Below are 18,706 nucleotides of genomic sequence, written 5' to 3'. Positions count from 1 at the left end.
GCGGATCAGCCGCACGGGCGCAGTTTCTTTGGCGCTTGACAAAACCCAAGCCGATAGGTAAACTATGCCGACGATCATGCGGGAGAACGGCTGGAGCGTGCACATCTACACTGACGACCACGTGCCGCCCCACGTTCACGTCACGTGCCCTGACGGGTACGCCAAGGTGCACCTGGATAGCGACGACGGAGCCCCCGAGGTCGTAAAGATTCGCGGACTGTCCGACCACCAGGCGTGGCGTGCACTCGCGATCGTGTACAAGCACCAGCAGCGGCTGCTGCGCGAATGGAGAAACATCCATGGCTGAGCTTCCTCCTCTCGACGACGCCCTGCGCGCCCGGTTTGCCGCCGCGCGCGAGGCCGCGCCCACCGCCGACCTCACGGAGCCCCGCGCCCGCGAGGCGTACTACGACGCCGCCACCGGGCGCATCGTGGTCGAGCTCAAGCTGGGCGGCGCGTTCGCGTTCCCTCCCGACCTGTTCCCCGAGCTCGCCGGGGAGCCGGCCGAGCAGCTGGCGGCGGTGCGGCCCTGCTTTGGCGGCGAGGCGCTCGAGTGGGAGGCGCTCGACGTGCACATCGGGGTGGCCGGTGTGCTGGTGCGCATGCTGGGGCCCGCGCTGCCGCGGGCCTTTGCGCAAAAGGGCGGCTCGGCCACCAGCGAGCGCAAGGCGGCGGCGGCGCGGGCCAACGGCGCGCGTGGCGGGCGGCCCCGCAAACGGCAGGAGCCGTATCGCTACGCCCCGGCCGCCGGCGCGTCGATGGTGCGCGAAACCCTGGTGCCGCCCGAGGAGCGCACGCCCTACCTCCCCGAGCGTCCCCTGGACGAGTACGGGCTGCCGATCCCGCCCGAGCCCAAGCCCCGCGCCCGGGGGCGCAAGAAGGCCGGCGAGTAGCGGCACGATCGCACGGATCGATCGTCACCGAGGGCGCGGAGCGCGGGAGCGATCGCTCCCGCGCCTGTCGTGTGTCCCTCCTTCGCCATCGGCACCGCGCGTTCCCTGCCGATCGACGCGCGGTGTTCGTGTCGGTTGAGTGCATCCGCCCGCCGGACTATATTCCTCCCTTCGCAGTCGATCCTCCCGCGTTCCCCGGCAGTCCGTGTCCCGCACCGCACTCGCACGCCGTTACCGGCCGCGCCACTTCAACGAGGTGGCGACCCAGGAGCACGTTTCGGAGACGCTTCGCGCCGCCGTGCAGCGCGACCGCGTGGCGCACGCCTACCTGTTCTGCGGGCCGCGCGGCGTGGGCAAGACCACGCTGGCGCGCGTGCTGGCCATGGCGCTCAACTGCCCCAACCGTACGGAGGAGGGGGAGCCGTGCGGCGTGTGTGACAGCTGCGAGCGCATCTGGGCGGGCCGTACTTCGCTGGACGTGGTGGAGATCGACGCCGCCAGCAACCGCGGTGTGGACGACGCCCGCGACCTGCGCGAGCGGGCCATGTACGCCCCGTCGGAGGAGGACCGCTTCAAGGTCTACATCATCGACGAGGCGCACATGCTCACGCGCGAGGCGTGGAATGCGCTCCTCAAGATCCTGGAAGAGCCGCCGCCACGGGTGATCTTCGTCTTTGCCACCACGGAGCCGCAGAAGATTCAGCAGGCCGCGCCGCCCATCCTGTCCCGCTGCCAGCGCTTCGACTTTCACCGCATCTCCACGGGCGACCTGGTGGCGCGGCTGCGGACGGTGCTGGGGCACGAGGGGATCACCGTCGGCGACGAGGTGCTGATCCCCATCGCACAGAAGGCGGACGGCGGGATGCGCGACGGGCTGTCGCTGCTGGACCAGGTTCTCTCGTTCACCGAGGGCGCGCCCAGCGCCGACGACGTGCGGCGGATCCTGGGGCTGGTGGGCACCGAGGTGTACCTGGACCTGTTCGGCATCATCGCCGGGCGGCGGGCGGCGGACGTGTTCCGCTTCGTCAACCGCATGCTGGACGAGGGATACGACCTGGCCGAGTTCTACCGCGGCCTGGCGGACTTTCTCCGCGCCATGCTCATCATCCGGCTGGGCGGCGGCGAGGCGGAGGGGATTCCGCAGCACCTGCAGCCCACGGTGGCGGACACGGCGTCGCGGTTCGCGCCGGGCGACCTGCTGCGCATGCTGGCGCAGGTGGCGGAGCTGGACGCGGACGGCCGCTTCCGGAAGAGCGGCGAGCAGCGCATTCTGATCGAGCTGCTGCTGCTGCGCTTTGCCTACCTGGAGAGCACGGTCAGCCTGGAGGACGTGCTTTCCGCGATGGGCGGCAACGGCGGGGCGGGGCGGGGCGGATCGGAAGACGGCGGGGCCCCACGGGGAAACGTCCCGGGCGGCCGGCCGGCGTCTCCTGACGCGCGGCCCGGCCGCCTGACCGAGCCCGCGCCGCAGGCTGCCCCGTCCGCTCCGTCCTCTCAGCCGGCCGGACCGGCGCCGCGGGTGCAGGCGCCCGTGGAGGAGGCTCCGCGGGCCGAGGCGGTGCCTGCGGCGCCCGCGGCTTCGGTCGAGGCTCCGCGGGTCCAGGCTGTCGCGCCTGTGCCCGCGGCCCCGGTGGAGGGTCCGCCCGTGCAGGCGGTCGCTGCGTCTCCTCCGGCGGCGCCTCCCGCTGCCGTGATCCCGCACCAGGCCGCTCCGACGCCTGAGGCTGCCCCTCCCGCGCTACCGCCGATCGTCGCGGCGCCGCCGGTCGCGGCTCCGGCACGGGCCGAGGCTCCCGCGCCGACGCCCCCGACCGCGGCTCCGGTCGTAGACGAGGTGCCGCGGCATGCCTCCGCGCGTCCGGCGTACGACGGGCCGCCGCCGATGGACGACATCCCGCCGCCGGAGTTCGACGGCTACATGCCGGCGCAGGACGAGGGGCAGTCGTACGGGCCTCCGCCGCGCGAGCGGTTCGTCGCGTCGCATGCGCCCGCTCCGGTTGCGCCAGCCGTGGTACCGTCCGAGACGCCCTCGCCCGTCGGGGGCGACGGGCCGCTGGACGGCCGCGCCCTGAACGACGCGTGGAAGTCGATGATGGCGGACGGGACGGCGATCCCCGGCGCCCTGCGGATGATCCTGCGCTCCGTGAGCCGGGTGACGGCGGAGGGCGGGCAGGTGCGGGTGGAGCTTCCGTCCGCCTCGCTGATCCCCGACGTCAGCAGCCCGGCGAGCCGCCGCGCGCTGGAAGACGCGCTGGGCAAGCGGCTGGGGCGCAAGGTGGCCGTGAATTACGTGGCGGGGCAGGCGCCCGCCGGCGGACCGGCCGCCACGCGCATCACCAACGAAAGCGCACGCCGCGACCGGCTGCAGCGCATGATGGAAGGGGAACCGGTTCTCGCGGCGGCGGTACAAGCGTGGGACCTGGAACTGGTTGACTGAGCGCGGGTTTCGCCCCTGCCGTTCCGGGGGAGGCGGGCCCGCGCCGTGCATGGGTCCGGCGCAGTTGGCACTTTTCATTTGATTCCGTACCGCGGACGCGGCAGAGCGAGATGAACAACATCCAGCAGATCCTCCAGATGGGCCAGCAAGTGCAGGCCCGCGTGTCGCAGCTTCAGACCGAGCTGGGGCAGAAGACCGTTTCCTGCAGCAGCGGCGGCGGCATGGTCACGGCCACGGCCGACGGGCGTGGCAAGCTGCGCTCGATCAAGATCGACCCGGCCGTCATGGAAGGCGGCGACGTGGAGATGCTCGAGGACCTGGTGCTGGCCGCGGTAAACGAGGTGCAGAACCGCGCCAAGAAGCTGGAAGAAGAGGAGATGGTGAAGCTTTCCGGCGGTCTTCCGCTTCCGTTCAACCTGCCGGGCCTCTAAAAAGGGCCAGAGGACCGCTCCTTGTCGGCCATCGACGAGCTGGTGGGAGAGCTGGCGCGCCTGCCGGGGATCGGGCGCAAGACCGCGCTCCGGCTGGCGTTCCACCTGATCAAGTCGCCCGAGGACGAGGCGCGGCGCCTGGCGCGCAGCATCGTGCACGTGCGCGAGAAGGTGCATCCGTGCTCGCGCTGCGGAAACCTGTCGGAACAGGATCCGTGCGCCATCTGCCAGAGCACCCGGCGCGACGTCTCCATCATCTGCGTGGTGGAGGAGTCGTCGGACATCATGGCCATCGAGCGCACAGGGGAGTACCGCGGGCTGTACCACGTGCTGGGTGGCCGGCTGTCGCCGCTGGACGGAATCGGCCCGGCGGAGCTGAACGTGCGGCCGCTGCTGGAGCGGGTGGACGGGGGGCAGGTGGCGGAGGTGGTGCTGGCCACCAACCTGAGCGTGGAGGGCGAGGCCACGGCCAACTACCTGGGCGGCGTGCTGTCGCCGCTGGGGGTGCGGATCACCCGGATCGCGCGCGGTCTGCCGGTGGGCGGCGACCTGGAGTACGCCGACGGCGTGACCATTGCGGAGGCGATGAACGGGCGGCGGGAGCTGTAGCCGCCCGTCTCGCGCGCGGCGGGAAAGATGGACGGGGTGCCGCGAGCGATCGCGGCATTTTGTTTTTTCGTCCGCGCCCCGTTACCTTGTCGGCGTTCACCCCATCCGCCGTCCGACCCCTCATCTCCGGGTGATGGAAAGCAAGCGAATCGTACGCACCGCAGCCGTCGCTGCCCTGGCCGTCGCGGCCGCGGCCGCGGTGGGCGTGCTTCTGGTGCGCGACCAGATCAGCCGCAGCCGCCGCGACCTGTTCAGCCCCCACCCCCTGCGCCGCCTGGCGGCGCTGGAGTACCTGGGCGGCGTGCCGGCGTCGGTCGACACCGTGCTGCTGCTGCGCGACTTTCTGGCCTGGGAGCAGCGCCCCCTGCTGCGCAAGCGCGCGGCGGCGGTGCTGCAGCGGTTGGAAGACGGCCTGGCGGCACGAGAGGTAGGCTGATGGCCGGCGCGAGCAGCTGGAGCTTTGAAGAGCGCGACTTTCACCGCATCGAACGGATCCTGCAGAGCTTTCTGTACGATGCCGGGGCCCGCTGCGCCCTGCTGGTGGACCGCACCGGGCAGCTGGTGACCACGGCGGGTGAAAAGCCGGAGTTCGATTCGGTGGCGTTCGCGTCGCTGGCGGCGGCTGACTTTTCGGCCAACGACCAGTTGGCCACGATGATCGGCGAGACGGAGTTCAGCTCGCTCTTTCATCAGGGCGAAAAAGAGTCCATGTACCTGGCCGACGTGGTCAGGCGCGTGATCCTGGTGGTGCTGTTCGACAACCGCACCACGCTGGGAATGATCCGGATCAAGGTGAAGGCCGTCGTGCGGGAACTGTCGGACGTGTTCAGCGAGATGTTTGCGCGCACCGCGGCGGGGCCGCAGGGCCCGCGGGTGGAGGCCGGCTTCGCCGACGAGGCGGAGGACGAGATCGACCGCCTCTTTGGCGATCTCTAGGAGGCCCGCCCATGTCGATGATCAACTACGCCTCGCGCGAGATCAACTGCAAGATCGTGTACTACGGGCCGGGTCTGTGCGGCAAGACCACCAACCTGGAGTACGTGTACGAAAAGGTGGCGCCCAACACCCGCGGCAAGCTCATCTCGCTGGCCACGGAAACGGAGCGCACGCTCTTCTTCGACTTTCTGCCCGTCGATCTGGGCGCCATCCGCGGCTTCAAGACGCGCTTTCACCTGTACACGGTGCCGGGGCAGGTGTACTACAACGCCAGCCGCAAGCTCATCCTCAAGGGGGTGGACGGGGTGGTGTTCGTGGGCGACAGCCAGGTGGAGCGGCTGGACGCCAACATCGAGTCCATGCACAACCTGTACGAAAACCTGGCCGAGTACGGGCTGGACCTGCGCGAGATTCCGTTCGTCATCCAGTACAACAAGCGCGACCTGCCCAACATCTCGTCGCTCGACGAGCTGCAGCGTGAGCTCAACCCGAACCTGGTGCCGCACTTCGAGGCGGTGGCGGTGCGCGGGATCGGCGTGTTCGACACGCTGAAGGCGGTGAGCAAGCTGGTCATCAAGTCCCTCAGCTAACCACACCCGGCGACCCCATGGCCTGGCGCAACCTTCCCAACGCGATCACGCTGGGCCGCATCGTCCTGGCGCTGGGGGTGGCGCCCATGCTGATGACGGACCACTCCGGCTGGCGCATCGCGGCGTTCATCGTCTTTCTCGCCGCCGCCTTCAGCGACCTGTGGGACGGGCACCTGGCGCGCTCGCGCAACCTGGTGAGCGACTTCGGCAAGCTGATGGACCCGCTGGCCGACAAGCTGCTGCTGGGGCTGACCTTTGTTCCCTTCTACGTGCTGAACCACTACACGGAGCGGGAGACGCCCTTTCCCTGGCTGGGATGGACGTTCCCGCTGTGGATCGTGCTCATCATCTTCGGGCGTGAGGCGTTCATCACGGTGTTCCGCGGCTTCGCGGCGCGGCGCAACGTGATCCTGGCGGCGGGCAAGGCGGGCAAGCTCAAGGCGGTGTTCCAGAACATCTTCATCGGCGCGGCGATCCTGTGGTACGCGCTGCAGTCGGCGGCGCGCGAGCGCGGGTGGAGCGGGGGGACGTGGAGTGCCTGGGAGTGGTTCCACGCGGCCTTTACCGCCGTGACGCTGGCCATCGCGGTGGCGCTGACCGTCTACTCGCTGTACGTCTACCTGCGCGACTTCCGCAAGCTGTCCACCGGGCGGCACGCGGGGTGACGTCCACGGGGCCGGCTCGCCAGGGATGAGCGTGGCGCGGGAGCGGACGGGCGAGCTGCGCGCGGCGGACGGCGTGCGCCTGCATTACCGCTCCTGGCCGACACCTTCGGAGCGCGCGGTTCTGCTGGTGTCGCACGGGCTGGGGGAGCACGGCGGGCGGTACGCCGAGGTGGCGCGGGAGCTGACGGAGCACGGCGTCACGGTCCACGCCATCGACCACCGGGGCCACGGGCGCTCCGGCGGGCGGCGCGGCCACGTGGCGCACTTTGGCGAGTTCGTGCGTGACTTCGAAACGTTTCGCGCCGCGATCACGAAGGAGCATCCGTCGGCGCCGCTCTTTCTGCTGGGCCACTCGATGGGCGGCTTGATCGCCATCCATCACCTGCAGACGCACCCGGAGGCGGGGTACCGCGGCGCCATCCTTTCCGCGCCGCTGGTGGGGATCGCGGTGCAGGCGCCGCGGTGGAAGGTGGCGCTCTCCGGCGTGCTGTCGCGGCTGGTTCCGTGGCTGCCGTTCCACAACGAGATCGACACCGCCATGCTGTCCACGGCGCCGGGCTACGAGGATTCGTACCGCGCCGACACGCTGCTGCACAACACCATCACCCCGCGGCTGTACACGGAGATGGTGAGCGCCATCCACGGCGCGTTCGAGCGGCCGCACGGCATCCGCGTTCCCCTTCTCGTCCTGGCGCCCACGGCGGACCGCGTGGTGCTGCCCGAGGCGGTGGCGCGGTTTGCCAGCGCCTGCCCGGGTGAGGTGGAGGTGAAGCGGTACGAAGGCTTTCAGCACGAGTCGCTGAACGAAAAGGATCGCGCGCACGTGGTCGCCGACGTGACGGCGTGGCTGAACGACAGGTTCAAGGATCCAGGTTCAAGGTTCAACCAGGGGAGTGGCGAGCGGACGACCCGCCGACCTCGCTGACGTGAACCTGGGCTGGGCACTGGATCCTGCCCTTCTGCCACATTGGCGGGTGGAGGGTGGCACCTCGCTTGCCCTTTCGCGGGGGCAGACGGGCGGGATGGCTCAGCGCCCGCCGGCCCCGCGCGGGATCGGCGGGGCGCGCATTGTACCAGGCCGGTTACCATTTGGGGATGATGAGCGAGCACGACGACAACGGTTCCGCCGAGCGCCCGGACGACGCGGCGCAGGCGATTGAGAGCGACGGTCAGTCCAACGGCGTGAGCGGCGACGGCCCCGCGTTCGCCGAGGCGTCGGCGCCCGCCGGCGGCGGCGACGAGATGTCGGCGCTGCGCGAGCGGCACCTGCGCTTGGCGGCGGAGTTCGACAACTACCGCAAGCGGGTGGAGCGCGAGCGCGGCGAAAGCTGGGTGCGCGCCCAGGCGCAGCTGCTGGAGCGGCTGCTGGAGCCGCTGGACGACCTGGCGCGGGTGGCGGACTTTGACCCCGCCACCACGCCCGCCGGCGCGCTGCACGAGGGGTGCGAGATGGTGGAGAAGAAGTTCCTGCGCGCCATGGAAGCCGCGGGAATGGAAGAGATCGAGGCCGACGGCCGCCCGTTCGACCCCACCATCCACGAGGCGCTGACCACGGTGCCCGCGGAGAGCGCGGCCGACGACAACATGGTGGCGCAGGTGTACCAGAAGGGGTACCGCCTGAAAGGCGTGCTGCTTCGCCCCGCGCGCGTGGTCGTCAAGAAGCACCAGGGCTGATCCCGCGCCCGCCCGTCCCCCCCGGCGGGCGGGCGCCGTTCATCCGAGTCAGGTTCCGATGGCGACACAGACCAAGGACTTTTACCGCGTGCTGGGCGTGGCCGAAAACGCCAGCGCGGACGAGATCAAAAAGGCGTACCGCAAGCTTGCCAAGCAGTACCACCCGGACGCCAACCCCAACGACGCGGCCGCCGCGGAGCGCTTCAAGGAGCTTTCCGAGGCCAACTCCGTGCTGTCGGACGACGACAAGCGCAAGCAGTACGACCAGATGCGCAGGCTGGGGGCCTTTGGCGGCATGGGCGGCTTTCGCCCCGGCGCCGGCGGACGTCCCGGCGGCGCGCCCGGCGGCACGCAGACGTTCACCTTCGACGACCTGGAGGCGGGCGGGCTGGGCGACATCTTCGGCTCCATCTTCGACTTCGGTAAGCGCCGCGGCGGCGCGCCGAACGCGGGCGGGCCGGAGCGCGGCGAGAACATCGAGTACGCGGTGGAGATCCCCTTTCGCACGGCGGTGCGCGGCGGCAAGGTGACCATCCAGGTGCCGGTGACGGACGAATGCCCCACCTGCCACGGCTCCGGCGCCGCGCCGGGCGCCACGGTAAGCACCTGCCCCGAGTGCTCGGGAAAGGGGACGGTGACGTTCGGCGCGGGGAGCTTTGGCGTTACGCGGCCGTGCCCCATGTGCGCCGGCAAGGGCAAGGTGCCCAGCGAGCCGTGCGGCACCTGCAACGGCAACGGCCAGGTGCGCCGCCAGCGCGCGGTGAACGTCACCGTGCCGGCGGGGGTGGACACCGGGAGCAAGATCCGCCTGGCGGGGCAGGGCGAGCGCGGTGCGTCCGGTGGGCAGCCGGGCGACCTGGTGCTCACCTTCCGTGTGGAGGCCGACTCGTTCTTCAGCCGCGAGGGGCTGGACGTGGAGTGCACCATCCACGTGAACCTGGCCCAGGCCGTGCTGGGGTCCAAGGTGAAGGTGCGGACGGTGGACGGGCAGTTCGTTGTCCTCAAGGTGCCGGCGGGAACGCAGCCCGGGCGCCGCTTTCGCATCAAGGGGATGGGGGTGGAAAAGAGCGGCCGGCGCGGCGACCAGTTCGTCAAGGTGCAGGTGGACGTGCCCGATCAGCTGGACGAGCCCGCCCGCAAGGAGTTCGAGGAGTTCGCCGCCGCCGCGGGGATGCGGCACTGAGGCGGTTCAACGGGAGAATGGTGCGTAGATGAGCCAGACGTTCACGGACGAGAACCTGCTTACCTGGGAAGCGTTTGCGTCGGGAGGCCGCTTTGGCCTTTCGATCCGCCCCAAGGTGATCTTTCACTGCCTGTCGGACCCGTCGGCGCGCGCGCGCTTTGTCGAGGTGCAGGGCGACGAGGCCGACGCCGAGGAGATGATCCACGGCTCCCCCACCGCCCGCCTGCGCGAGCTGCTCAAGGAGTCGCAGGAACTGGAGTAGGCGCGTTGCGGATCGCGATGTGCCCCGGCGGTCACGCGTGAAGTGTGACCGCCATTTTTGTCGGCACCCACCGGCGGCGAATGGCGGACGGGGTGGCATCCTGTTCACCTGGCGCCCACGGCGGCGGCACCGTCGGCCGGGTGTGCACCGGCCACCGGTTAGCCCGCAACCTGGCAGACCTTCGGCCGCATCGCTGCCTGATGCTGATACGGAATCCGGAAAAACAACATCGGAAGGTACAGAGGGACCAAGAACAGCCAGAGGAACAGAGGCGATCCTTCCGTCCTCTGTTCCTCTGGCTGTTGTCTGTTCCTCTGTACCCTGGCCTCTGTTTCCCGTAGTGCGAGTTGAGGTGAGGTGTTTTCCGGATCTGGTATGAGGCAGCACACCAAGACGCGTCACGTCGTCCGGCGTGACGCGCGAGGCGGGTGAGAAACGGGAGCGATGCCGCATCGGCACCGCTCCCGTTATGCTTGGCCGTCCCTGCTCGATAGCCTTGGCGTTGCAAGGCCCGCAAAGAGCGCAATCAACAGGTTGTAATTTATGTTGGGGGTAAACATATTCGGCATGCAGGCCGAGCAGGAGTCGAATACAAGGTTCGGCGCCGCGGACTGCGCCGGGCGCACGCGCCGGGCAGGCCCCCAACGGGAAGGGATTCATGCCTGATCCAGTTTACACCGGGGTGATTCAAGACAAGGGCGGCGCCGTGTGCAACGTGCGCGGCTACGGCGCGGTGGGAGATGGCAAGACGGATGACACCGGGGCCATCCGTACCGCCATCGCGGCCGTTCCCGATGGCGGTACGCTGTACATTCCGACGGGAACCTTCCGCGTCACCCAAACCATCGACATCAATCGCGACATCAGTATCGAGGGCAGCGGCCCGGGCTCGGCCATCTGGCTGGATCTGGCCGATCCCGAGAGAACGGGTGTGGTGATCGGGCTGCGGGAGCCCGTTGCGGGGGGTGCCGACAGCGTAGCCCAGAACCAGAGCTATCGCAATTTCGGCATTTTTGGAGCGGATGGCTCGTGCCTGTACGGGCTTGCCGTGTACAACTGCAGCCGCTCGCGCTTTGACAACGTGCACGTGAGGCCCGGGTCGTCGGAGCACGCCATAGTGATCGGCGGGTGCTTCGGGACGCACTTCAACTTCATCGTCCAGAAGAACATCCCCTATGGCTATCCCCCCGAATCCGGAGGGTGGAACGGCGCGGGGATCCTGGTGGTGGGAGCCGGCTTTCCGACGCCTACCAGCATGCCTACCAACGCCTGCTCCTTTGACTGCATCGTGGAAGGCGGCGTGGGGGGCGGACTGGCGTTTCAGCCGCAGCCGGTGCAGGGGGGCGACAACGCGATCACGGGCATGTACGAGGGTTTCACGCAACCGCAGGGTTCGGTGTACGGCACCGGCTACGGCCTGCTGATCGAGGGCTGCATCGGGTTCACCCTGTACAACCTGCACGTGGAGGCCAGCCACAACGGCACCCTGATCACCGACAGCACCACGTTCACGGTCCGCGACTCGGGCTTCTTCAGCTCGGCTCTGGCCAAAGAAACGCTGACCGTGCAGAACTGCTCGGACTTTGTCATCGACCGCGTTCTGGCGGGGTGCCTTACCATCGACGCCGCCTGCTCGCAGTACCAGGTGGGGAACGTGGGGGGCGGGCCCAAAGCCCCGTACTCCCAGCCGCGCGTACAGAACTGCTTCGTCACCATGTTCGAGAACCCCGACACGGGCGGCGTGATCGCCTCGTCGGGCATGGCGCGCTTCGCGGCGGAGAACCTGGTGCCCAACGGCGACCTGTCGCGCTGGCCGCTGGGCTTTGCCTACATGGGCGTGCAGCCCGGGCTGGAGCGTACGGGCCTGGGAGCGGCCGACCCCACCTGCAGGTTCAACCCGTACGCGGCCAAAGTCACCGGGGCGGCCGCAAGCGGCGGGTCCACCCAGGCCGTCCTGGTGGTCAACGTGCCCAATTCTACGCTGTACGTGGGGCAGCCGGTGACGATCTGGGCCGACATCAAGCGGGTTTCCGGCGCGGAGATTTCGCTGGGCGTATACGATGCCGTACTGGAGGAGTCGTACCTGCCGGCCACCGTGCCCCGCACCGAGACCGCCTGGGTACGCGTGGCGGTGACCTATTATCCCCAGGACCCCCAGACGACGCCGCATCCCTGGAGCATCGTGATCTCGCCGGGGGATGACCAGGCCTACGAGTATTACCTGGGCGGCGTGGGAGCCCTGGTGGGGGTGGCGGCGCCCATGGGCGTGCAGTCGGCGCCGGCCTCGTTTCCGCAGGGGGTGCAGGTGCTTGGGAAAGTCATCTCGTACGGTACGGCGGCGCCAGGCGCCGGAGACTGGCAGCCCGGCGACATCATGTACAACGCCGCGCCGCAGCCGGGCGGCTATGTGGGATGGGTCTGCACGGCGGGCGGCTCGCCGGGCACGTGGAACTCCTTTGGCGCTATCTCTGCCTGAGGCAGCGCACCGCGTCGCGTCGTCCAGCACGGGAGTGGCGCGGTATCGGTACTGCTCCCGTGATCGGCGCCGCCGCGCCAATCCGTAGACCCGTTACGACAGGAGGATGACGTGAAGCGCATTTCCGGAGGAACCCGGTCGATTTTTGCGCTGGCCGTCGCGGCCGCGCTTGGCTTTGGAGCCACACAGGCGATGGCGGCGCCGGGCTCGGCGCGCCCGCTGGCGTGCAACAAGATCTACAGCGCCTGGTGTGAGAATGGCGCGGCGGGCGCCTGCGCCAACTACTGCACATCCCTTGGCTTTGCGGGATCGCAGTGTGCGAACGATCCCAATCGCCCGCGCAGCTGCTGCAGCTGCTACTGAGCGCACATCGCAGGACAATGAAACGGGGGCGGCACCGTACCTGGTGCCGCTCCCGTTTTTCGTTCAGCCGGCAACCTCTACGTTGCGTACTTACGTTACAAGGCATAAATTGAGAAGTGCGTCAACCACCCCATTTCCATGAGGAGCCGCGATGTCCGCAACGCTTCGTACCATCCTCCGCACCAGAGCCGTAGCCGTCCTCACCGCGCCGCTGCTCCTGGGCTCTCTTGCGCCAGGCGTAAAGGCAGCCTCGAGCAGTGATGCGGCGGCGGATCGCGTAGAGTACAAGTACCTCTACAAGGATGCGACGTACTCGAACACGGTGGGCATCGCTTATGGATTTTGCGACGGCGATTACATCCTGCACTCCGGCTACGAGACTCCGTACGTGGTGGTCGCCCAGTGGTATCCCTGCCCCTGATGCGGGTTGGGGTGCGGTAGGGGAGAAACGGGAAAGGGCACCGCTCCCGATCGCCGTACGAACGATGGAGACAGCTCGCATGGCGCCGTAGCGCTGGATGCGTTCGTTGTTGATACCGGCGCCAATCCCTAGTTCGTCACGATGGAATACGGCCGCCGTGTCCGGTGATCACCGCCGCGGCGCCAGGCAACGAACCCGCTACGCGAAGAGGATGACATGACGCGAAATTTCCGCCGCATACGGCCGCTGTTCACGTTTGCCATCGTCACCGCGCTGGGCTTCGGAGCGACGCAAGCCGTCGCCGAGCCCGGTCCCGTGAACGCCGCGGCTCCCGTGTGCACACGCTGGTACTACGGCGTCCCCTGCGCGCAGGGGTCCGCCACGCTCTGCGCGAACTACTGCTCGCAACTCGGTTTCGCGAACTCGGCCTGCGAAGACGAGTACGGCCGGTCGCGCAGCTGCTGCGCCTGCAGCAACTGAGCGGTCCTTCCCAAGGCAGCGCGAAAACGGGAGCGGCGCCACACGGCACCGCTCCCGTTCTGTTGTGTTGGGCGGTTTGCTCGACCGGGTCAGAGCAGGTCGCGGAACTGCTCGGGAGTGAGGCCGGCGTCTCGCGCGATACCGCCCATCGTGAATGCGTTCACCGGGTTGTTGCGGGGGATGACCACGATCCGGTCGCCGTTTGACATCACCACGTGATTTCCCTGCCGGACGATCCCGAAGCCTGCCTTCTCGAGCGCGCGAATCGCATCCAGATGATTGATCCCGGAATCTTGCCCCACTAGGCAGCCACCTCTACTTCCCGTACCTCGCGACCCTGAGTGATTTCGTCCACGGCCGCCAGATACTCCTGGATCGCATCCTGGATGTTCTCCAGTGCCTCGTCTTCGGTGTCACCCTGAGACCAGCATCCTGGAAGCCCGGGGCAGTTGACGCTGTACCCCTCTTCGGACTTCTGCAACACGACTTTGTAGATCACGGCCGCTCTACCTGTGAAGGGTTCCGTTCGTCCGTCAAAGCTACGATGCGATGCGCCCGCCTCCAAGCACCACCTCGCCGCTGAACATCACGGCGGACTGGCCGGGGGTCACGGCGCGCTGCGGCTGGTCCAGCGCCAGGCGCACCACGCCGTCCGTCACCGACTCCACGTGCCCGGGGACGGCCGGGGCGCGATGGCGCAGCTGCACGTGCACGGCGTCGCCGGCGGCGGGGGGCGCGGCCAGCCAGTTCAGCTCGCCGATGGCCACTTCGCCGCGCAGCAGGTCGTCCGCGGTGCCGACGACCACCTCGCGGGTCTCCGGCCGCGTGCCGACCACGTACAGCGGCAGTGACCGTCCGCCGCCCAGGCCGCGGCGCTGGCCCACCGTATAGCGCGCATAGCCGTCGTGCTCGCCGATCACCTCGCCCGACGTGGTCACCAGCGCGCCGGGGGAAAGGGCGGCGTGGTCGGTGCCCAGCCGCTTGCCCAGGAATCCCGCGTAATCGCCGGTGGGGACAAAGCAGATCTCCATGCTCTCCGGCTTTTCGGCGGTGGACAGGCCCAGCTGGCGCGCCATCTCGCGCACCTCGGGCTTGGTCAGCTCGCCGACGGGGAACATGAGCTTGGGAAGCATCTCCGGCGGCAGCGCCCACAGAAAGTACGATTGGTCCTTCTTGGGATCCATCCCGCGCAGCAGAACGGCCTGCCCACGCGCGTCCGTCCCCATTCGCGCGTAGTGGCCCGTGGCGATGAAGTCGCAGCCCAGCATGGCGCCGCGGCGCAGCAGGTCGCGGAACTTGGTGTTGCCGTTGCAGCGCACGCACGGATTCGGCGTGCGGCCGGCGGCGTATTCGCTCACGAAGTCGTCGATCACGTCGCGCGTGAACTCGCGCTCCACGTCGAACACGTAGTGCGGAATGCCCAGCCGGTCGGCCACCCTGCGCGCGTCCATGATCCCGTCCAGGCCGCAGCACGACCGGGTGGGACCGTCCGCCTGCGCGTCGGCCTCCGAGTAGCAGAAGGTCTTCATCGTCACGCCGATGACGGTGTGCCCCTGCTCCACGAGCAGCGCCGCCGCCACCGACGAGTCCACGCCGCCCGACATGGCGACGAGGACGGTCTTCTTCTCCATCTGATCTTCCTGAACTGCTGGATTTGGGCGGGGGCCCTCACCCGCTCGCTTAGGCTCGCACCCTCTCCCGCAAGCGGGAGAGGGTATAAACTTCGATCCCGCCGCGACTCTCCGTCGAGCGGGTCACTCTTCCCGCGCTTCGGAAACAGACCGCGGCAGTGCTGGTCATCCCCTCTCCCACGCAGTTTGTGGGAGAGGGGCAGGCGGGGAACGAGCCGGGGTGAGGGCCCAAGCGGCCCGCGCCCCTACGCCCGCAACCGCTCCACCACGCGCGGAAACACCTCCACCACGCGCTCGATCTCCTCCGCCGTCGTGTCGCGGCCCAGGGAAAAGCGCACGGACGGGCCGGCGATCTCCGCGGGCAGGCCCATCGCCAGCAGCACGTGCGACGGTTCCACCGCGCCGCTGCTGCACGCCGAGCCGGACGAGGCGGCGATCCCCTCCAGGTCCAGCGCCATCAGCAGCATCTCCGGGTCCGCGCCGGGGACGGACAGGTTGCTGATGGTGGGCAGGCGCGGCGCGGCGGCGGCGTTGATCCGTAGCCCGGGTACGCGCTCGCACAGCCCCGCCTCCAGCCGGTCCCGCAGCGCGCCGATGCGCGCCATCGTCTCCTCCCGCTCCGCCTCCGCCAGCTCCGCCGCCACGGCGAACGCCATGGCGGAAGCCACGTCCTCCGTCCCCGGGCGCAGGCCGCGCTCCTGCCCGCCGCCGTGCAGCAGGGGATGCAGCCGGGTCCCACGCCGCGCGAACAGCACGCCCGCGCCGCGCGGCCCGCCCAGCTTGTGCGCGCTAAAGGCCAGCGTATCCACCGGCACCCGGTCCACCCGCACCGGTACCTTGCCCAGCGCCTGCACCGCGTCGGAGTGAACGGTGACCCCGGCCGCCGCGCAGATCTCCGCGATCCGCTCCACCGGCTGGATGGCCCCCACCTCGTTGCTCGCCCACATCACCGCGACCAGCGACGGCGCCGCCTCCCGCACGATCTCCGCGAGCGCGTCCACGTCCACGACGCCGTGCGCATCCACCGGAATGATGCGGAGCCGGCCGTCGTCCCCCGCGGCAGCCTTTGCGGCGGAGAGCACGGCCTTGTGCTCGATGGCGGAGCAGGCGACGGGGCCGGCATCCGCCCGCGCGCGGCCCAGGACGGCCAGGTTGTCCGCCTCCGTGCCACCGCGCGTAAAGACGATCTCCGCCGGCGACGCGCCGATGACGGCGGCAAAGCGGGCGCGGGCGTCTTCAAGCGTGGCACGCGCTTCGCGGCCCCAGCGGTGCACGCTGGACGGGTTGCCCCAGCGTTGCGCGAGCACGTGGAGCATGGCCTCGCGCGCTTCGGGGCGCAGCGGCGTGGTGGCCGCACAGTCCAGGTACACCGGATCGGGCATGGTCGGCGGGCGCGGGTGAACCGGGTTGATAAACGCAAGCGCGGATTAGGTTTCGCTGGCGTCCGCGTCGGCCGACTGAACACTTGAAGCGCCACCGGGTCCGCGCTACATTGCGCCGATAGATCCGATCATCCGCACAGGTGCCCGATGCGCATGATTCCGCCGCTTCCGGAGAGCCGCCCGGCCACCTTCCGAACCACCGTCCACGGCACGGTGTTCGGCGAGCGCGCGACGGTCGTAGATCACGTGGCGCAGGGCGAAGAGCTCATCCTGATCCCCGATCCGCCCATGGAAGACGATCCGATGGTGTGGGTGCACTCGCGCGGCGGGGACCCGCTGGGGCACCTGCCGCCGGAGATCAACCAGTGGCTGGCGCCGTGGCTGCTGCGCGGCGGCTCCGCCCGGGCCACGGTGGTGCGCGTGCACGGCAGCGATGTGCCCAGCTGGAAGCGGCTCATCATCGAAGTTCATTGCGCGGAGGCCTGACCCCGCATACTATTGGATCGAGGGGCCGGTCTCATAGTGTCGCACTGCGCCTCGAGCGCCTTAAAACACCTTGGGACGTGCGGGAAACCGCTAAGCCCGTCATGGCGGCAGAGGCCGGTCCCTCACTCCGGGCGCGGGTGATCCACACGGATCCCCGCGCCCGACCCGTTTGGTGAACGGGTGAACGGGTGAACGGGTGACGCCGGAACGGCACCGATCACCACAGCTCCGGCAGCGCTGCCGCACTGTCGATGAGGTGCGTGTGCGGGGCCTGCTCCAGCCGCTCGCGCGGATGCGCGCCGCCCAGCACGCCCACGTTCCATCCCACGGCCGCGTTCCATCCCGCCCGCAGGTCCAGCTCCGTATCCCCCACGTTCACCACGCGGTGCACGGACGTGGCGCCGGCCGCCTCCATCGCGCGGAAGATGAGGTACGGTGCGGGACGGCCTCGCGGCACCTCGTCGCCGCAGACCACGGCCTCCACCACACCGTCCCGCCAGCCGAGCGCGTCCAGCAGCAACTCCGCGATCGAGCGGTCGAAGCCGGTATTCAGCGCGATCCGCACATCCCGCCGCCGCAGCCAGTCGAACGCGTCCTCCACGCCCTCCACCGCGCGGACACCGGCGCGGTAGCGCTCCGCCAGCGCCGCGCGGAACTCGTCGTACACCTCGTCCACCAGCGACGGCAGCGCGTCCGGCTGGTGGCGCGTCACCAGGGTGCGGATGACCTCGTGCTTGGAGGCGCCGCGGACGCCGGCAAGCTCTTCGTCCGTCACCGCGACGCCGTGGGCGGCCAGCGCCGCGCGGAACGCCGCCGGCACCTCGCCTCCGTCGTGCACGGTGGTGCCGGCCATGTCCAGCACCACCAGCTCCACGTCGCGGACCGGGACGGCCGGCGGATCGGTCATCAGATGCTGCGCACGGGGAGAGCCACCACGTCATCTACCTGCATGGTCTCGACGACGTGGAACGGCTCGCCGTACTCGGTGCGGATGAGCGAGCCGTAGCGGGCGGCGTGCATGCGCACCTGGTCGTACAGCGGGCGGTCGCCGCCGGGATACACCTCGCCGCCCCACGTTTTGCCGTCGAACTGCGAGCTGTAGCACCTCACCGCCTCCATCTTGGTTTCCATGAAGTCGGTGATGTCGACCACAAAGCTGGGTTTGACCGGGTCTTCGCGATAGGTGAGCGCGTAGAGCAGCTTGTGCGGCCGGTGCGGCGCGCCGGGAACGTCCAGCTTCGACAGGCCGGCAAGAAAGCTGGCGTCGTACGCCAGCTGCGAGGCGATGCGGTGGTCGGGATGGCGCCCGGTCATGTACGGCAGGATGACGACGCGCGGCCGGAACGCCCGGATGAACGCCGCCACGATGCGCCGCGTCTCGGGCGTGTTCTCCAGCCCCGCGTCCGGCAGCCCCGCGTTGCGCCGTGCGGTGACGCCCAGGATCTTCGCCGCCGCGTCGGCCTCTTCGCCGCGCAGCTGGGCGCTGCCGTCGGTGCCGCGCTCGCCGGCGGTCAGGTCCAGGATGCCGGTGCGGTACCCCTGCGCCGCCGTCCTGGCCATCGTGCCGCCCACCAGCAACTCCACGTCGTCACGATGCGCGGCGATGGCGAGCAGGTCGACCGGCGGGGCCGGGGGCTGGGAGGTGTCGATATCGGTCATCGGAAGATGATCTCGGTGGTTGATTGAGGCTCGGCGACATGCATCGGACCGGCGCCCGCCGGGGTGCCCCTCCCCCGGCCCCTCCCCGTTCGTTCCTCACGGAGAGGGGAGAAGTCGATCCCGCCGCG

General features: G+C 69.4%; 24 protein-coding genes. 18 read left to right on the top strand and 6 right to left on the bottom strand.

Translation table 11 applies throughout. The features are described from left to right. Positions 1-64: 64 nt before the first annotated feature. From ACOJUJ_RS28525 to ACOJUJ_RS28445, 17 genes are all read left to right on the top strand, one after another. The gene (locus ACOJUJ_RS28525) at positions 65-307 is read left to right on the top strand and encodes a DUF4160 domain-containing protein (RefSeq protein WP_420130326.1); all 243 of its coding nucleotides are present in this window, start codon (positions 65-67) and stop codon (positions 305-307) included. Beyond that, a complete protein-coding gene (locus ACOJUJ_RS28520) occupies positions 300-893 on the top strand; it encodes a DUF2442 domain-containing protein (protein WP_420130325.1) in 594 nt (197 codons plus the stop codon). The genes ACOJUJ_RS28525 and ACOJUJ_RS28520 overlap by 8 nt, the downstream gene beginning before the upstream one ends. Positions 894-1,098: 205 nt before the next feature. After that, a complete protein-coding gene (gene dnaX / locus ACOJUJ_RS28515) occupies positions 1,099-3,330 on the top strand; it encodes a DNA polymerase III subunit gamma/tau (protein WP_420130324.1) in 2,232 nt (743 codons plus the stop codon). Positions 3,331-3,440: 110 nt separating this feature from the next. Then, the gene (locus tag ACOJUJ_RS28510; protein WP_420130323.1) at positions 3,441-3,761 is read left to right on the top strand and encodes a YbaB/EbfC family nucleoid-associated protein; all 321 of its coding nucleotides are present in this window, start codon (positions 3,441-3,443) and stop codon (positions 3,759-3,761) included. A 21-nt stretch (positions 3,762-3,782) separates the two neighbouring features. Beyond that, entirely contained in the window at positions 3,783-4,370 is a 588-nt protein-coding gene (gene recR, locus ACOJUJ_RS28505) for a recombination mediator RecR (protein ID WP_420130322.1), read from the top strand. Between the two features lie 133 nt (positions 4,371-4,503). Next, positions 4,504-4,806: a hypothetical protein gene (locus ACOJUJ_RS28500; protein ID WP_420130321.1), complete on the top strand. Its 303-nt coding sequence runs from the start codon at positions 4,504-4,506 to the stop codon at positions 4,804-4,806. Further along, positions 4,806-5,306 carry a roadblock/LC7 domain-containing protein gene (locus tag ACOJUJ_RS28495; protein WP_420130320.1) on the top strand — a complete coding sequence of 167 codons (501 nt, stop codon included), beginning with the start codon at positions 4,806-4,808 and terminating at the stop codon, positions 5,304-5,306. The genes ACOJUJ_RS28500 and ACOJUJ_RS28495 overlap by 1 nt, the downstream gene beginning before the upstream one ends. 11 nt (positions 5,307-5,317) lie before the next feature. Next, positions 5,318-5,896, top strand: coding sequence for a GTP-binding protein (locus ACOJUJ_RS28490; RefSeq protein WP_331127862.1), 579 nt, complete (start codon positions 5,318-5,320; stop codon positions 5,894-5,896). A 17-nt stretch (positions 5,897-5,913) separates the two neighbouring features. After that, on the top strand, positions 5,914-6,561 hold the full coding sequence (locus ACOJUJ_RS28485; RefSeq protein ID WP_420130319.1) for a CDP-alcohol phosphatidyltransferase family protein: 648 nt from the start codon (positions 5,914-5,916) through the stop codon (positions 6,559-6,561). A gap of 25 nt (positions 6,562-6,586) precedes the next feature. Continuing rightward, a complete protein-coding gene (locus tag ACOJUJ_RS28480; RefSeq protein ID WP_420130318.1) occupies positions 6,587-7,486 on the top strand; it encodes a lysophospholipase in 900 nt (299 codons plus the stop codon). A 173-nt stretch (positions 7,487-7,659) separates the two neighbouring features. After that, positions 7,660-8,235 (top strand): nucleotide exchange factor GrpE, encoded by a 576-nt coding sequence (locus ACOJUJ_RS28475; RefSeq protein ID WP_420130317.1) that lies wholly within the window; start codon positions 7,660-7,662, stop codon positions 8,233-8,235. A 58-nt stretch (positions 8,236-8,293) separates the two neighbouring features. Further along, a complete protein-coding gene (gene dnaJ / locus ACOJUJ_RS28470; RefSeq protein WP_420130316.1) occupies positions 8,294-9,418 on the top strand; it encodes a molecular chaperone DnaJ in 1,125 nt (374 codons plus the stop codon). A gap of 28 nt (positions 9,419-9,446) precedes the next feature. Continuing rightward, positions 9,447-9,680 carry a hypothetical protein gene (locus tag ACOJUJ_RS28465; protein WP_420130315.1) on the top strand — a complete coding sequence of 78 codons (234 nt, stop codon included), beginning with the start codon at positions 9,447-9,449 and terminating at the stop codon, positions 9,678-9,680. Between the two features lie 658 nt (positions 9,681-10,338). After that, a complete protein-coding gene (locus ACOJUJ_RS28460; RefSeq protein WP_420130314.1) occupies positions 10,339-12,156 on the top strand; it encodes a glycosyl hydrolase family 28-related protein in 1,818 nt (605 codons plus the stop codon). Between the two features lie 111 nt (positions 12,157-12,267). Further along, positions 12,268-12,519, top strand: coding sequence for a hypothetical protein (locus ACOJUJ_RS28455; protein WP_420130313.1), 252 nt, complete (start codon positions 12,268-12,270; stop codon positions 12,517-12,519). 151 nt (positions 12,520-12,670) lie between these two features. Then, positions 12,671-12,940 carry a hypothetical protein gene (locus ACOJUJ_RS28450; RefSeq protein ID WP_420130312.1) on the top strand — a complete coding sequence of 90 codons (270 nt, stop codon included), beginning with the start codon at positions 12,671-12,673 and terminating at the stop codon, positions 12,938-12,940. A gap of 216 nt (positions 12,941-13,156) precedes the next feature. Continuing rightward, on the top strand, positions 13,157-13,420 hold the full coding sequence (locus ACOJUJ_RS28445; RefSeq protein ID WP_420130311.1) for a hypothetical protein: 264 nt from the start codon (positions 13,157-13,159) through the stop codon (positions 13,418-13,420). Positions 13,421-13,509: 89 nt separating this feature from the next. Here ACOJUJ_RS28445 and ACOJUJ_RS28440 read toward each other — a convergent pair whose 3' ends face one another. The 4 genes from ACOJUJ_RS28440 to ACOJUJ_RS28425 form a co-directional block, all read right to left on the bottom strand. Continuing rightward, positions 13,510-13,722 carry a type II toxin-antitoxin system HicA family toxin gene (locus ACOJUJ_RS28440; RefSeq protein ID WP_420130310.1) on the bottom strand — a complete coding sequence of 71 codons (213 nt, stop codon included), beginning with the start codon at positions 13,720-13,722 and terminating at the stop codon, positions 13,510-13,512. Then, complete coding sequence (locus tag ACOJUJ_RS28435; RefSeq protein ID WP_420130309.1) at positions 13,722-13,919, bottom strand: type II toxin-antitoxin system HicB family antitoxin; 198 nt, start codon at positions 13,917-13,919, stop codon at positions 13,722-13,724. The genes ACOJUJ_RS28440 and ACOJUJ_RS28435 overlap by 1 nt, the downstream gene beginning before the upstream one ends. Positions 13,920-13,959: 40 nt before the next feature. Continuing rightward, positions 13,960-15,138, bottom strand: a complete 1,179-nt coding sequence (mnmA, locus tag ACOJUJ_RS28430) for a tRNA 2-thiouridine(34) synthase MnmA (RefSeq protein ID WP_420130338.1) — start codon at positions 15,136-15,138, stop codon at positions 13,960-13,962. A gap of 158 nt (positions 15,139-15,296) precedes the next feature. Continuing rightward, positions 15,297-16,433, bottom strand: coding sequence for a cysteine desulfurase family protein (locus tag ACOJUJ_RS28425; protein WP_420130308.1), 1,137 nt, complete (start codon positions 16,431-16,433; stop codon positions 15,297-15,299). Positions 16,434-16,580: 147 nt separating this feature from the next. Between ACOJUJ_RS28425 and ACOJUJ_RS28420 the strand changes: the two genes are divergently transcribed. Further along, the gene (locus ACOJUJ_RS28420) at positions 16,581-16,919 is read left to right on the top strand and encodes a hypothetical protein (RefSeq protein WP_420130307.1); all 339 of its coding nucleotides are present in this window, start codon (positions 16,581-16,583) and stop codon (positions 16,917-16,919) included. A gap of 217 nt (positions 16,920-17,136) precedes the next feature. Here ACOJUJ_RS28420 and ACOJUJ_RS28415 read toward each other — a convergent pair whose 3' ends face one another. Both ACOJUJ_RS28415 and bshB1 read right to left on the bottom strand, forming a co-directional pair. Beyond that, on the bottom strand, positions 17,137-17,826 hold the full coding sequence (locus ACOJUJ_RS28415; RefSeq protein ID WP_420130306.1) for a phosphonatase-like hydrolase: 690 nt from the start codon (positions 17,824-17,826) through the stop codon (positions 17,137-17,139). Further along, positions 17,826-18,578 carry a bacillithiol biosynthesis deacetylase BshB1 gene (gene bshB1 / locus ACOJUJ_RS28410; RefSeq protein ID WP_420130305.1) on the bottom strand — a complete coding sequence of 251 codons (753 nt, stop codon included), beginning with the start codon at positions 18,576-18,578 and terminating at the stop codon, positions 17,826-17,828. The genes ACOJUJ_RS28415 and bshB1 overlap by 1 nt, the downstream gene beginning before the upstream one ends. Between the last annotated feature and the right edge of the window lie 128 nt (positions 18,579-18,706).

It is taken from the genome of Longimicrobium sp., from assembly GCF_048594345.1.
Lineage (GTDB): Bacteria > Gemmatimonadota > Gemmatimonadetes > Longimicrobiales > Longimicrobiaceae > Longimicrobium.
Note: the sequence above shows the minus strand (reverse complement) of the source record. Positions and strands in the feature narration are given on the sequence as shown.